General features: G+C 41.5%; 11 protein-coding genes. 2 read left to right on the top strand and 9 right to left on the bottom strand.

Features of this window, described 5'->3' with window-relative positions; translation table 11 throughout:
* Window positions 1-2: 2 nt before the first annotated feature.
* Genes K1X66_00870 through sufC form a run of 5 tightly spaced genes read right to left on the bottom strand, consistent with a single transcriptional unit; the run spans window position 3 to window position 4,650 of the window.
* Entirely contained in the window at window positions 3-497 is a 495-nt protein-coding gene (locus K1X66_00870; GenBank protein ID MBX7156926.1) for an iron-sulfur cluster assembly scaffold protein, read from the bottom strand.
* Window positions 494-1,009: a rhodanese-like domain-containing protein gene (locus tag K1X66_00875; GenBank protein MBX7156927.1), complete on the bottom strand. Its 516-nt coding sequence runs from the start codon at window positions 1,007-1,009 to the stop codon at window positions 494-496. The genes K1X66_00870 and K1X66_00875 overlap by 4 nt, the downstream gene beginning before the upstream one ends.
* Before the next feature lie 23 nt (window positions 1,010-1,032).
* Entirely contained in the window at window positions 1,033-2,412 is a 1,380-nt protein-coding gene (gene sufD / locus K1X66_00880; protein ID MBX7156928.1) for a Fe-S cluster assembly protein SufD, read from the bottom strand.
* A 22-nt stretch (window positions 2,413-2,434) separates the two neighbouring features.
* Entirely contained in the window at window positions 2,435-3,841 is a 1,407-nt protein-coding gene (gene sufB / locus K1X66_00885) for a Fe-S cluster assembly protein SufB (GenBank protein ID MBX7156929.1), read from the bottom strand.
* 44 nt (window positions 3,842-3,885) lie between these two features.
* Window positions 3,886-4,650: a Fe-S cluster assembly ATPase SufC gene (sufC, locus tag K1X66_00890; protein ID MBX7156930.1), complete on the bottom strand. Its 765-nt coding sequence runs from the start codon at window positions 4,648-4,650 to the stop codon at window positions 3,886-3,888.
* A 106-nt stretch (window positions 4,651-4,756) separates the two neighbouring features.
* On the opposite strand from sufC, the gene uvrB reads away from it, so the two are divergent.
* Window positions 4,757-6,802 carry an excinuclease ABC subunit UvrB gene (gene uvrB / locus K1X66_00895; protein ID MBX7156931.1) on the top strand — a complete coding sequence of 682 codons (2,046 nt, stop codon included), beginning with the start codon at window positions 4,757-4,759 and terminating at the stop codon, window positions 6,800-6,802.
* Between the two features lie 62 nt (window positions 6,803-6,864).
* On the opposite strand, the gene K1X66_00900 is transcribed toward uvrB, so the two are convergent.
* From K1X66_00900 to K1X66_00910, 3 genes are all read right to left on the bottom strand, one after another.
* Complete coding sequence (locus K1X66_00900) at window positions 6,865-7,947, bottom strand: inverse autotransporter beta domain-containing protein (GenBank protein MBX7156932.1); 1,083 nt, start codon at window positions 7,945-7,947, stop codon at window positions 6,865-6,867.
* A gap of 38 nt (window positions 7,948-7,985) precedes the next feature.
* Window positions 7,986-10,247: a hypothetical protein gene (locus K1X66_00905; protein MBX7156933.1), complete on the bottom strand. Its 2,262-nt coding sequence runs from the start codon at window positions 10,245-10,247 to the stop codon at window positions 7,986-7,988.
* Between the two features lie 163 nt (window positions 10,248-10,410).
* The gene (locus K1X66_00910; GenBank protein ID MBX7156934.1) at window positions 10,411-11,109 is read right to left on the bottom strand and encodes a hypothetical protein; all 699 of its coding nucleotides are present in this window, start codon (window positions 11,107-11,109) and stop codon (window positions 10,411-10,413) included.
* 116 nt (window positions 11,110-11,225) lie between these two features.
* Between K1X66_00910 and K1X66_00915 the strand changes: the two genes are divergently transcribed.
* Window positions 11,226-12,140, top strand: a complete 915-nt coding sequence (locus tag K1X66_00915) for a class I SAM-dependent methyltransferase (protein ID MBX7156935.1) — start codon at window positions 11,226-11,228, stop codon at window positions 12,138-12,140.
* Between the two features lie 9 nt (window positions 12,141-12,149).
* Here K1X66_00915 and K1X66_00920 read toward each other — a convergent pair whose 3' ends face one another.
* Window positions 12,150-14,246, bottom strand: a complete 2,097-nt coding sequence (locus K1X66_00920; GenBank protein MBX7156936.1) for a hypothetical protein — start codon at window positions 14,244-14,246, stop codon at window positions 12,150-12,152.
* Between the last annotated feature and the right edge of the window lie 3 nt (window positions 14,247-14,249).

A 14,249-nucleotide genomic window follows, 5' to 3' on the forward strand; every position in this document is an offset into this window, starting at 1 on the left:
TTTCAACTTAATTCGGGAGCAGGTTTTAGTAAAACCACTTTCCCTTTTGATTTTGTGCCCGCTTTCATTCGATCCCTTAAATTGTCCGAAGACGCTACTTTCGTTCCATGAGAATCAGAAGCGGACTCCGCAGAACTCTTTAGCGCGTCCCGTAACGCTTCTTCCACCAATGAAGCACAATGAATTTTCATCGGAGGCAAAGGCCCCAAGGGCGCTGATAATTCTTTATCTGAAAGATTCTTGGCTTCCTCGACCGTTTTTCCTCGCAACAATTCCATAGCAACACTGGCCACAGCAATCGCTGTCTCACAACCAAACGACTGAAAAGTCGCGCGATCAATCGTTTTTTTTCCTTTTTGATCTTCCCGAAATTTCAACCAAACTTTCAACATATCCCCACAACCCGGACTACCCGCCGTGCCCACGGCATCCGCCGCAGCCATTTCTCCTCGGTTTTGAGGATTTTGCATAGCTTGTTTGATATTTTTTTCGTTCATGATTCCAAACGATAACGAGGCAAGTTTTTATCCACTTCACACGACCAAGCATCAATGCCACCTTGTAATGCTCTAGCTTTTTCAAAACCGTGACCTTCAAAATAAGCTACCGCATCCAAAGCATTTGCGCCTTGATGATCATAAAAAATCAACCAACTCTGACGAGGAAACGACATCATTAATTCTTGCATCAACTCTTCTGTTAAAAGCGTGGAATGAGGTAACGCTACTGCCTCATGCTCTTCGCGCGAACGGATATCAATGAGCTTAACCGCCTCGCCTTTGCCTTGCAAATCGGCCAGCGCCTGGGGTGCGATCAATCGCTTCAAATCTTGTTCATGACTTTCTTGTAAATAAGCAATCACCTCTTTTACATTCAGATTATCATTCCTCTGACAAAGGCTTGCCAACGTTTCACTCTGATGAAATCCACAACTACTGCAACCTCCGACGTGGTAACGTTGAAACAAAGCCCGACGCGCTCCGGGTAACATCGTTAAGATCTCTCCCATAGTTGTTTCAGGAGTCAGCGCCTTCATACCGCCCCCTGCAACGCTTTGACATCCACTTCCGTTTTGGATGCTGGAGAATTTGAAACCGCTTTTTTTTGCCAAACAATTTTTTCGGAACGTTCAAATTTTTCTTCAATCAAAGTGTGCAAATAACTGGCAATTTCAGGTTCATTCAAACGCGCTACGACCTCCTCCAAAAAACCTACCACTAACAAATGCTTAGCTTGATTTTCAGGAATGCCACGCGCCTGCATATAAAAAAGTAATTCTTCCTCTACCTGACCTGTCGTCGCACCATGACTACATTTCACATCATCATTTAAAATTTCCAAACCCGGCATAGAATCGGCCTCAGCTTCTCCGCTTAATAATAAATTACGATTGGTCTGATAAGCATCAGTCTGCTTCGCTCCCGGTTCCACTCGAATTAATCCTTGAAAAATTGATTTAGCTCCATGATTCAAAGAATTTTTATAAAGCAAATCGCTCCACGCGTTAGGCGCCAAATGATCTTGCAGCGTACGTTGATCAAACTCCTGATTTTCATGCGCCAACGACATCGCCAACATTTCACTCTGAGCGCCCGGCGCAGTCAAACGCGATCGATTTTCGTTGCGCGAAAATGCAGTTCCAAAATTAACCATTAACGTTTTCGCGTAAGCATCGCGCTCCACCGTGGTCGCACCCATGTGAAAAGCCAACACTTTTTCGCTCCAACGCTGCGCGCAAACATAGGTTAAATGTGAGCCTTCCTTAGCTACCAAATCATTATAGCTACACACAAAACCAGGAAGCTCTTCTGTAGATTGACAAATTTCCAAAACTGTTACTTTACTATTGGCCTCGGTCACAACTATCGTATGGGGAAACACCGATTGATTTTTGCCACTTAACCATTGAAAAATGACAATAGGCTGTTGAACTTCCACTCCAGCAGGCACATAGATCACGCTGCCCGATCGACAAAATGTTTCATGCAATGCTGTAAATTTTTCCGAACCTAAAGCCACTCGCTGTTTCAAAAAATAATTTTCAATCAGTGAGGAATGATTTTTTACCGCCTCTAACAGGGTTGTAATAATTACGCCCTTTTTTTTCAAGTCAGAATTCGTCAGATCACAAGCCACTCTCTCATCATTCGAAAAAACAAGACGAGCCGCTGTAGGAAAAGGCACTTGGGATTGTTTGAGAATTTCTTCTTTTTCGCTTTCTGAAGTTGCAGTCCCATATTGATATGAGTTCAATTGAATGGATTGAATATTAGCAAACCGCCAATCTTCATCTTTCCGATGCGGCATTGAAATTTTTTGATACTTTTCCCATGCCACTTTCTGTCTAGCCTGCCATGAGGACGGTAAATTCGAAAAATTGAATGCTTGAGGGCCGTTAATAATAGAATTCATGTTGTAAAATTTTGCTAAAAAATTAACCCACAGAGCCTTCCATCTCCAAATCAATCAAGCGCTTCAATTCCACGCTGTATTCCAAAGGAAATTGATTCACGAGATCATTAACAAAACCGTTCACACTCAAGCTCATGGCTTGCGCTTCAGACAAACCGCGTTGTTGCATATAAAAAATCTGTTCCGCACTAACTTTGCTCACACTGGCTTCATGTTGCACAGAATTTCCCTGGCCCCGAACAACGATAGCGGGATAAGTATCGGTCCGCGATTCGGTGTTAATGAGCAAAGCGTCGCATTCGGTATTGTTTTTGCATCCTTTTAAATGTTGCGGGATATAAACCAATCCACGATAAGAAGCGCGACCCGTGCCAATGCTAATACTTTTCGAAATAATATTGCTCGTCGTTTCATCAGCGCCATGAATCATTTTTGCGCCTGTGTCCTGATGTTGACCATCACTCGCTAATGCAATACTCAATACTTCGCCACGCGCTTTTCGACCTTTCAAAACCACTCCCGGATATTTCATCGTCAAACGAGAACCGATATTGCAATCAATCCATTTCACTTCAGCTTCTTCTTGTGCCAAAGCCCGCTTTGTCACCAAATTAAAAACGTTCGAACTCCAGTTTTGAACGGTTATGTATTGAATTTTTGCTCCGCGCAACGCTACCAATTCCACAACTGCACTGTGCAACGTGGCGGTTTCAAATTTAGGCGCCGTGCAACCTTCCATATAAGTGACTTCAGCTCCTTCATCTGCAATGATGAGCGTGCGTTCAAATTGACCAAAATTTTCGGCGTTAATACGAAAATAAGCTTGAAGTGGATGTTTTACCTTCACACCGGGCGGCACATAAATAAAACTACCACCACTAAAAACTGCGCTGTTTAATGCGCTGAATTTATTGTCACCCGTAGGAATAACTTTACCAAACCATTTTCTAAAAATTTCGGGATGTTTATGAAGCCCTTCCGTGCTTCCGACAAAAATAACACCTTCTTTGGCTAACTCTTCTTTCACATTGGAATAAGCTGCTTCGCTATCAAATTGCGCTTCGACACCAGCCAAAAACTTTCGTTCTTTCTCAGGAATTCCTAATCGTTCAAAAGTCTTTTTAATATCGTCTGGCACCTCTTCCCAACTACGCTTGGGTTGTTGGCCCGCTGCTAAATAATAACGAATCTTTTCGAAATGAATATTGTCTAAATCGTGACTTGCCCAATGCGTAGGCAAAGGCTTGCTTTGAAAAGTTTGTAAAGCTTTTAAACGAAAGTCTCGAACCCATTCCGGGTCTTTTTTAACATCGCAAATATAATGAATCGTTTGTTCGTCTAGCCCAATTCCCGCATCATACTGATGGCGCTCAGGATAATGAAAATTTCCTGTCTCCCGTTCAATTTCTAACACTGGTTTTTCGCTCATAACTGTCTTTCAATCTTTAATATAATGCAAAAAAAGGAAATTCGCTAGGTACTGGCTAGTTCACCGCACTCTTTCAAAAGCCAGTCGTAACCTTTCTTTTCCAATTCCAAAGCCAACTCCTTGCTGCCCGATCGGACGATACGCCCTCGCACCAAAACATGCACGTGATCCGGCACAATATAGTCCAATAATCGCTGATAATGAGTAATAACTAAAACCCCCAAATTGGAGCCTCTCAAGGTGTTCACCCCTTTCGCAACAATTCGCAACGCATCAATATCCAAACCACTATCCGTTTCATCCAAAACGGCATAAGTCGGTTCTAACATCGCCATTTGAAGAATTTCATTGCGCTTTTTTTCACCGCCCGAAAATCCGTCATTTACGGCGCGCGAAGTGAATTTGCGATCCATCTCTAAAAGATCCATTTTTTGATACAAACGATTGTAAAATTCAATCGCATCAATCTCTTCACCCTCTGGCAAACGCGCTTGCAAAGCTGCTCGCAAAAAATTAGCAATAGTCACACCTGGAATTTCGCTAGGATATTGAAACGCCATAAACAGTCCTGCGCGCGCACGCTCGTCCGGTTCCATTTCCAAAATATTCTTCCCATCCAACAATACTTCTCCAGCGGTTACTTCATAATCAGGATGTCCACTCAAAACTTTTGCCAAAGTGCTCTTGCCTGAACCATTTGGCCCCATCAAAGCGTGCACTTCACCTTTAGGTACTGTTAAAGTCAATCCCCGCAAAATCTCTTGTTCTCCAATTTTAGCATGGAGATCTTTAATTTCTAATGTACTCATGAGGCCTGGATACTAAAAGCAAATTGCCAAACAGGCAAGTGATGAAAATAAGAGTTTTTTTGAGGTGCAATCGACAAATCTTAACTTTTTGCTAAATAATGAATGAATGGCGTTTCAGTTGAATTCTCAATATGTTCCCTGTGGAGATCAACCTCAAGCAATTCAGGCATTGACTCAAGGTTTTTTACAAGGGCATGCAAACCAGGTGCTTTTGGGTGTTACGGGCTCGGGAAAAACGTTTACCATGGCTAACGTCATTCAAAATTTGGGACGGCCAACTTTAGTACTCTCCCACAACAAAACCTTGGCTGCCCAGCTTTATAGCGAGTTCAAGCAATTTTTCCCTAACAACGCCGTGGAATATTTTGTGAGTTATTTTGATTACTATCAACCCGAGGCTTACATTCCGCGAACCGACACTTATATTGAAAAAGATTCTAGTCTGAATGAAGAAATCGAACGACTTCGTCTTTCTGCCACCGCTTCTCTCTTAATGCGCCGTGATGTGGTTGTAGTTGCAAGTGTTTCGTGCATTTACGGATTGGGCTCTCCAGAAGATTTTTCCAAAATGGTTTTACCAGTAGAGCTGGGCACTCGTACTTCACGAGATTTTGTGCTGACACAACTCGTGGATATGCAATATCAACGCAACGACGTAGCCCCACAACGTGCCCAGTTTCGGGTGCGAGGCGATGTGGTGGAGATTTTTCCAGCCAGCCAGGAAAACGGATTGCGCATTGAATTTTTTGGCGACGAAATAGAAAAGATTTCTCATTTCGACCCTTTAACAGGCAATACACTCGAAGAATATTCTAAGTTTATTATCATGCCGGCGAAACAGTTTGTAACACCTCATGAAAAAATTCGTCATGCCCTTGTCACAATTCAACAAGAACTCGATGAACGAATCGCTCAGTTGGAAAGCGCTAGCAAGCTAGTCGAAGCACAACGTTTACGGCAGCGTACTAATTACGATTTAGAAATGATTCAGGAAATGGGTTTTTGTCCTGGAATTGAAAATTATTCACGCCATTTAACCGGTCGTCCACCAGGCTCTCGCCCTTACACATTGCTCGATTTTTTCCCAAAAGATTTTTTGTTAATTGTCGATGAAAGTCATGCGACGATTCCACAAATTGGCGGTATGTATGCGGGTGACCGCTCGCGAAAAATGGTTTTGGTGGAACACGGTTTTCGCCTTCCTAGCGCGCTAGATAATCGTCCATTGAATTTCGATGAGTTTACTAGCATGCTCAACCAAGTTCTCTATGTTTCGGCCACACCGGGCTCCTATGAACTCAATCTAACACATGGCAAAGTAGTGGAACAAATCATTCGCCCTACGGGTCTCATGGATCCTCCCGTGATTATTAAACCGTTGAAGGGTCAGATTGATGATGTCATGGAACAAATTAAGCTCCGTGTGGAACGCAAAGAGCGGGTTTTAGTAACCACTTTAACTAAACGTACAGCAGAAGATTTAGCAGATTATCTGCAACAACTGGATATTAAAGTTCGCTATTTACACTCAGAAATTGATGCTATTGAACGCGTGGAAGTGTTGCGCCAATTGCGAGCTGGTAATTGTGATGTGCTCGTTGGCATTAATCTTTTACGAGAAGGTCTTGATTTACCGGAGGTTTCGTTAGTCGCCATTTTAGATGCGGATAAGGAAGGATTCTTGCGCTCGGCTACTTCCTTAATTCAAACTGCGGGACGCGCTGCACGACATATTAATGGTGAGGTGATTCTTTATGCCGACGTGATAACAAAATCGATTCAACAACTTATCCAAATCACTGAAAATCGCCGCCAAAGACAGGCTGCTTATAATCAGCAGCATAATATTACGCCCCGTAGCGTGATTCGAGCAGAACAAGAATCGCTACAAACTTTGCTTCGCGGCAAGGAAGTGGAAGCTTCAATTTTAGGCAATGAAGGAAGCGATTTTGATTTAGCCGAATTTTTACGAGATTTGGAAAAGCAGATGAAATCTGCTTCGTCTAAATTGGAGTTTGAAAAAGCAGCACTGTTGCGGGATCAAATCCATGAAATTCAAAAAGGCAGTGGCTATCAAGAAATGCTGACTGCAGGTAAACAGTCGGTGTCTTATCGAAACGTAAAAAAGTCATCGAAACGACGTAAGAATTAATTTTTTTCAAAAAAGCAACAGCTTATGCCATTGCTCTTTTTTCAAATTTAAGCAAATCAAGTTTAGCCCGGGGTAGGATTCCCTGGGTTTCCTGGATTTCCTGGCTCCAGAGTAGGGGGCAAGAGATTAAAGTCTTCAGAATCGCTATCACCATTGCCAAAACGGCCTTCCCCTCCATTGCGATGTCTAGGGTCTGGTCTTTTTCTAATTCTATTTTGATTTTCTTGCTCAAACCAATTCCAACGCATGACTTGCTCGGTTCGTCGTGCTTCAAAGTCACGAGGCCCAAATTTGAAAAATTCTCCAATGCCCTCGAAAGGATTTTTTCCAGTAAAGAGATTTTCCAAATTGAAAGGAGCCGAAATACGCATACCCGCAGCATATTTTCCTCCATTGATCCCCTCATCTTCGTGATATTCAAAGTCTAAGATAACCCCTTGCAAGACTCGCCACTCGACCCGAGCTTTAGGACCTTCGTAACGTGTACCAATGCGATTATCAAAATTATAATAACCGGCGAACAAGCGCAGTTCCGTATATTTATCAAGATAAGGCACTAAGAAACCGATCTCAGTATCAAAGCCCTCGAAAGGAGCTTCTAATTTTTCCAGAATATCGCCATCATGGAATCTTCGACTTACTCTTTCGATTTGATAGCTAGGCAAATAATAATTGAAGCGAGCATCAACCCATTTGGTTAACATTTCGACCCCTGCACCAAATTGATCGTAATGATTATTAAACCTCGTATCTAAATAATCATAATAGCTATTAATTCCTAAAATAATATCGCGATCAGAAAATTTATAGCGATAGCCCAATCCCAAATTAATCACCTCATCCGAACTGTCATTTCCTCGAAGTGTGGAATTAAAAAAGAAAAGGTTTTGTTTATCGGAATAAAAAGGAACCAGCCAATCGATCATACCATCCGTGAGATGCTCGCCCACTTTGCCGCCAATGGTAACGACTGATGGCAATAGCCAATTATCATCCCTTAATTTTCTTTCTGCCCGAATAGTTTTTGAATCGTAAGACTCCATCATTTTACTATCTCCAGCTTGAGATAAAGGAGCATTCAAAACACTAATTAGCGCAATAAGATACAATAAAGGTTTTTGTTCTTTCTTTTGAAGAAACTTCATAATATTTCCTTAGTTTAAATTAAATAACCAAACTTGCTTTATTTAGGTCCAACAAATTTCCCTTTAATACCAGTCCCCATTATAAAGCCAGTATTATTCAATGGAAGCACTAAATTGAAAAAGTTTTTGCCAGCTTTCGCAGTAGCATAAGCACCAATATCACGAGGTGAAACAATAACACTAAGCGCTTTCTGTCCTTTAGGCAATTCGCCCAAATTCACTGCTTCAGTTCCGAAAGTAAACTGTTTGATATCGCTCTCAATCAAAGGAAAAGCTTCGATCATTCTCTTCTTTCCTTGTTTTTTACTAATAATGAGGTGATGAACATGATTTACCAATCCAATACCCAACACCTTACTTTTCTTGGGAAGTTGAAATTGGGCCACCTCCGTGGTTTCAACAAAGAGCCGAATATTTCTTTTTTTCCCGCTAATATAAGCTGAAAATCCTTTTAATCGGCCGCTCGCTAAAAATTTTTCTTTCTTAGGAAGCTTGGGAAGGATAACGCTTGCTTGTTCCAAGCTCAAGTTGCTATTGACACTGCTGACTGTTAGCTTTTTACCCCTTTTAATGACTAAATCCGGTTTACCATCCTGATTCAAGTCGTTAGCCAAAATAATTCTGCCTTTAACTTTGCCATTGATAGTTTTAACCCTAGTCTGGTTAGTGTTATTCAAGTCTTGTGCAAGAATTTTAAGTTTATGCCCTTGTCGAATTAAAATATCGTTTTGCCCGTCATCATCATAATCAGAAAGCAAAGACACAAGGGGCGTAATATAAAGTTCCCGCTTGCTATCAATTTCCTGATCCGCTCGGTAAGCGATCCGGCTTCCATTGAAGTTTATTTGAAAATCGAAAACGTCTCCATTATTAACCAATTTATCATTTAACCGCACCACTTCACTGCCTCCAATCGGAGCACGAAACAACTCAAAAGCATCATCCACTACTGCATCAGCGATAAAAACAACCTGACTGCTATCGGGTGTAACCTCAAAACTCATCACCACATCGCCGCCCGCCACTAAACTTTGATTCAAACGGGCTGGAATACCTCCTGTAACGGGAACGCTAAAAATTTCCGTCTGATCATTAACCAAAGCATCAGCCAAATAAACCACTCTACTCCCATCGGGCGTTATTACCACATCGCCCGAACTCACATCTCCCCCCAGAACAAGACTTTGATTTAATTTAACGGCCTCTCCTCCTTCTATAGGAACACTGAACAACTCAAAAACATCATTAACCAAAGCATCCGCCACATAAACCACCCTAGAACCATCAGGCGTTATCAAATGATCAGAAACATTTCCATTCGCTACCAAAGGTGGATTTAATTTCTTAACCGTCCCCCCTTCTATCGAAACATGAAACAATTCAAAAACATTATTGATCAAAGCATCCGCGGTATAAACCACTTGCGATCCATCAGAAGTTACGTGAAAGCTTGAAACATTTCCTCCCACCACAAGACTACCATTAAGTTGAGTTAATGTTCCACCTGTTATGGGCACACTAAAAAGTTTAACCTGCGGACCATTTTGATTTGAAGTGAATACCACTTCGTCATTAGGCGTAATCTCAAACAAAGATGCGTTACCTAAAGGATCCAAAACTGTGGCGTTCCCTGCTGTTTCCGGTGTGACAGGTGAGCTAAACAGCCGAATATTTAATCCTGAAGTTGCCTGAAATACCACATGATTTCGACTAGGCGAAAGCTGATAACCAGGAAAAACATCATCTCCTGGTCCTAATGGCGCATTGAGCTTTAAATTATCAGCCGATGACCCATTAGCCGGCACACTAAAAAGTTCAAATTTCTCATCTATAGAAGCGTCAGCCAAATAAATAATATTATTCCCCGCAATTTGAAAATCGGTAACTGAACCGTTTAGCACCAAGTCCACATTGAGCTTTTTTATCGCTCCCCCTTCTACAGGAACACTAAATAACTCTACTCTATTCATTCCCGCTTTAGCGGCACGATAAACAACTAATTTTCCATCAGACGTGTTAGAAAATTGCTCTACACCTCCCATAGGAACCAATGGCTCGCTCAAAAACGTGCGATTCTGTCCATTAGGCGAAATAGCAAATAAAGTTTCAAAATTATCCGGCGCAAAAATTCCGGAGTACATCACTCGATTACCAGTAGAATTGAAAAGAAATTGGGCATCCGTTACCCCAAAACTTCCATTAAAATCCTGACTTAATTTTAACGGTACCGACCAGGAAAGTTCTCCGTAAATTAACAAGCAAAATCCTAATAAAAATAAACGAAAAAACTTCGCTTTCATATTCTCTCTCCTTTTCTCCCTTTTTATGGGACTATTCATTTTATCTATTATAACATTTTAATGTAACCCAACTTCAGCGTACAGTAAATTGAAAAATTGGCATAATCTTCCGCAAGTAGCTGATAGGATAATGAATAAAACTCACCAATCCTTATCACTTATCTCATGATCCTGCTAACTCAGAAATATTAAAAATATTATCAAAATCCTCGCCGTCCAAAATTTGCTCCAGGAATGCTGGCAACAAAAGAGGAGGAGCTATTTCATAGCGCGCTTTCTGGACTTTTAAAAACGTTTCTTGAGAAATCAAATTCAAGGATAAAAGTCGTCGCGCATAAGCCAACTGTACATCGCCTACATAATCACTCTTTTGTCGATTCAAAGTCCTAGGCAAAATTTCTAAATTCAAAATCTCATTACCAATTTCCGGTGCCACCGCAAAAGGAATCATATGATCCACTTCCGTTATCTCTCCTTGATAAAGCCCCTTCATGACTTTCGCAGAACCTCCTCGCCTAAGGGACTGAAGATTATTCGTCGATAAAAAAAGCCCCCATTCATTAGCTGCTGACCAATTGCGCAACAAGGACTCCTCAACTACAGTCGCTTTCACTTGCGGAGTATGATTGACCAACAAAGCTTGATCGATCACCTCCTTAGGAGAAATACCTTGTTGTTGCGCATACCACAACCAATACATCGCTTTATTAATTCTAGGATTGGCGCCTCGCTCACCCAAAGTAGACAACTTAGCGCTATCCGTTAAAACCGAAAGAATCAAAACCGGATCAGTCCGCTGAGCTGAAAAAGTTAAAATAACTTGAGAAATAAAAAATAAAACAACAAAAAAGAGACGAATCATAACTTAAAAGAAAGGATTAAAAAAAAAATGAAAACGTAGTTAAAAAATTCTCCTGATTATTTATTAAATAACATAAAATCCTTTAAAAAGCAATCCTTAATCCGCAATTAAGAAAAATGAAAAAAAATTTTGAAAATTGGATATCTCCATCAATTTGGAAGCAATTTCAAAAAGAAAATACCACAGCACACCGCATTTTTTCCTCAGAACAAGGTTGGATCGAACGATGGAACCAAGACCTTTTAATTTCCTATTATAAAACAGAGTTTTTAAAACAAATCATTCCTCAAATCAAACCCTGGACAGATCATCTGGCATTCTCTTATCAACGCCTCTGGAGTCGACGCTTAACCCAACAAGCCACTGAAAAAAACCTGTCTGAACTGATTCAAGGCGCCCCTCCTTCTAACTTTGTCACGATCGTTAAAGAACGTGGCGTTTCTTTTCAAATCGATTTTCACGCCGGCTACTCACTCGGCCTCTTTCTGGATCAGCGCAACAATCGTAATTTCGTAAGACAACAACAACCGAAAAAACTCCTCAACTGCTTTGCCTACACCGGCTCTTTTTCCGTTATGGCAGCTCTTGGTAATGGCGAAACATTAAGCATCGATCTCTCCCCAAAATCGATCCAACGCGCTAAAGAAAATTTTCGTTTAAATCAACTCGATCCTTCACATCACCGATTCTGGGGAGAAGACGTTCGCGACAGCTTGCTCAAACTTCAACGTCGAAAAGAAACTTTTGATATGATCATTTTAGATCCCCCTACCTTTTCGCGAGGAAAAAAAGGAAAAACATTTCAAGTCCAACACGATTTAAAATCACTGCTCCAAACCGCTTTGCCTTTGCTCCATTCTCCAGGTAAAATACTTATCTCTACTAACTGCAGTCGACTTACCCGGAAAAACCTTATTCAACTTTGTCACACTACTTTAGCTGCTCGCACTTTTCAACTCTATCACGAGCCACTCCTGCCCGACATTCCAGAAGCAATGGCAGCTCAAACCGTTTGGCTACTATTACAATAAAATTTTTACTCACTTCGGACCAACTGGCTTACCAACTTTATTGGTTTTTGTGTTGATAGAAAATGAACCGATAAGAATTTCCTTTTTAGTTTTTGTAATCGGTCTAACCCCGCTCATCCCTAAAACTTTGTTCAAAGCAGTTACGGTGGGTCCTGAGCCAACTACGACCCCGTTGGTGGTAAGAGCTACCTGAAAAGAAGTTGGGATGCTTTTACCTTTCTGAAAAACCAGCGTCCAATCAACACCATTAGTTGTAAAAGCGCCCACTATTTTACCAGGAAGTTTATTACCCGTGAGAGGGATAGGAATTTCGATTGGGTTCACAAACGTTGGCCCCGTCAAAACAAAAACTTTTTTCTTTTTAGAGCTAATCAAATCCACTAAATTGTCCTGATTAAAATCACCACTAGCTCTCACTTTACCAGCTGTTTTAGGTAAAACGGCATCTACAACCAGATCAGAAATCTTCGTCGCATTAACTGCTACAGTATAAGCTCTCACAGTAGTTTTCTTACCTCCCGTTTTAAAAGCAACATAATTAGCGCTACCTACACGATTGGCAGCAAGCACTTTACCTTTTGCCGGAATATCCAACGTAACCTGATTAGTGATTGCATTGCTTACCACATTGATGAGAGTCAACGTCTTCTTGCGGAACACCAAAACGTCGGTCGTTCCATCATTAGCAAAATCGCCTGAATTATAAAAATCAGGAGCTGGTGGAATCACCGCAAATTCTGTGTTGGTCAACGAGAAAAGCACGGGCACCAGATTGCTGACAACAGCTGTCACAGAAAAAGTACCCAAAATATCGTTAGCAGTAAAAACGCCCGAATCTGCCACACCATTGGGATCCGTAGCCACATTGATATTTAATAGCCCTCCTGGAAACATGCCACTTGCTCCACCATTTGGAGCAGAAAAAGCGACATTAACTCCACTAATGTTTCTTCCCGTTTCGGTAACTCGAACTGCAAGATTATTGAAATAAGCTGTGTTAGTTTTCGCACTTTGCGGTGTGGTGCCGGCTAGGGCCACAACGGCATAATCGGTTTCAACCGCACCTATATCCATGTTGCCACCAACAAATCGAGAAAACCCGCGCTGATCACTCGGAAACAAAGCTGCATTGGTTCCTGCATCAATCGCGGGACTCCCTAAATCAGGCAACAAAGTAGGTGTTGGTCCTCCATTATTAGCCAGAGGCCTCAGAAAAGCATTCGTCACATTAATGAGGTCATTCGCAACAAATCCAACTGCACCATTCGTAACACCAATCAGATTAAAACCTAAACTATTAATTGCAGCATCACTAATATCGGGAGTCAACATATCATCAGTTGCATTATTAATAACAATAGTGTGGCCAATATTTACAGCCCCACCACCTGATTTTAAAATACCGCCAGCGCCTCCCATACCGGCCAAATTAGAAACCAGAGTACTGGATTCTATTTGTATTCCACCTGTGCCCAAATTAAAAATACAACCTGCGCCACCACCGCCGCCACCAGCATCTCCTGCATTTTGAGTAAAAGTAGAGTTACTAACAAAGACACGGGCATTATCGTTATGAATGGCACCTCCACCATTACCTTGAGCTGCATTGTTAACAAAGGTACAGCCGATTACGTTCAGAGTTCCGTTTAATAAATTGGCAATACCACCACCGAATTGCTCTGCAAAATTAGCGGTAAATATAACATTAGAAACGGTTAATACTCCATTCAAATGCCGAATCGCTCCTCCAGAAGCTGATAGGGCCAAGCCTTGCGTCAATCTTAAATTGGAAATCACGTTAGTAGTGTCAAAAGCAATACTAAAGATTCGCCCATTCGTATTTCCATTAATAGTCAAGTTGTTAGCTCCCAGACCATTAATGGTTAGCGTCTTATCAATGACAATCTGTCCACTGGTTAAGGTTATCGTCTGGCCATTCAGCGTGTTGGTAAAAATAATATCATCGCCCGAAGCTGCCGCTGCAACTGTTGCGCGCAAACTTCCCACTCCACTATCAGCATTATTGAGAACCGTGAAAGTAGCCGATTGCAAATGAAAACTCAAAACCATTGTAACGCATACCGTCCAAAAAATTTTCCTATTCATGGA

It is taken from the genome of Verrucomicrobiia bacterium (assembly GCA_019694135.1).
Taxonomy (GTDB): Bacteria; Verrucomicrobiota; Verrucomicrobiia; order JADLBR01; family JAIBCM01; genus JAIBCM01.

Excerpts from the sequence above, each read along its gene's own strand:
- K1X66_00915 (MBX7156935.1), top strand. The coding sequence starts at position 11,226 with ATGAAAAAAAATTTTGAAAATTGGATATCTCCATCAATTTGGAAGCAA.
- K1X66_00875 (MBX7156927.1), bottom strand. The coding sequence starts at position 1,009 with ATGGGAGAGATCTTAACGATGTTACCCGGAGCGCGTCGGGCTTTGTTT.
- K1X66_00900 (MBX7156932.1), bottom strand. The coding sequence starts at position 7,947 with ATGAAGTTTCTTCAAAAGAAAGAACAAAAACCTTTATTGTATCTTATT.
- K1X66_00910 (MBX7156934.1), bottom strand. The coding sequence starts at position 11,109 with ATGATTCGTCTCTTTTTTGTTGTTTTATTTTTTATTTCTCAAGTTATT.
- uvrB (MBX7156931.1), top strand. The coding sequence starts at position 4,757 with ATGGCGTTTCAGTTGAATTCTCAATATGTTCCCTGTGGAGATCAACCT.
- K1X66_00905 (MBX7156933.1), bottom strand. The coding sequence starts at position 10,247 with ATGAAAGCGAAGTTTTTTCGTTTATTTTTATTAGGATTTTGCTTGTTA.
- K1X66_00870 (MBX7156926.1), bottom strand. The coding sequence starts at position 497 with ATGAACGAAAAAAATATCAAACAAGCTATGCAAAATCCTCAAAACCGA.
- K1X66_00920 (MBX7156936.1), bottom strand. The coding sequence starts at position 14,246 with ATGAATAGGAAAATTTTTTGGACGGTATGCGTTACAATGGTTTTGAGT.
- sufC (MBX7156930.1), bottom strand. The coding sequence starts at position 4,650 with ATGAGTACATTAGAAATTAAAGATCTCCATGCTAAAATTGGAGAACAA.
- sufD (MBX7156928.1), bottom strand. The coding sequence starts at position 2,412 with ATGAATTCTATTATTAACGGCCCTCAAGCATTCAATTTTTCGAATTTA.
- sufB (MBX7156929.1), bottom strand. The coding sequence starts at position 3,841 with ATGAGCGAAAAACCAGTGTTAGAAATTGAACGGGAGACAGGAAATTTT.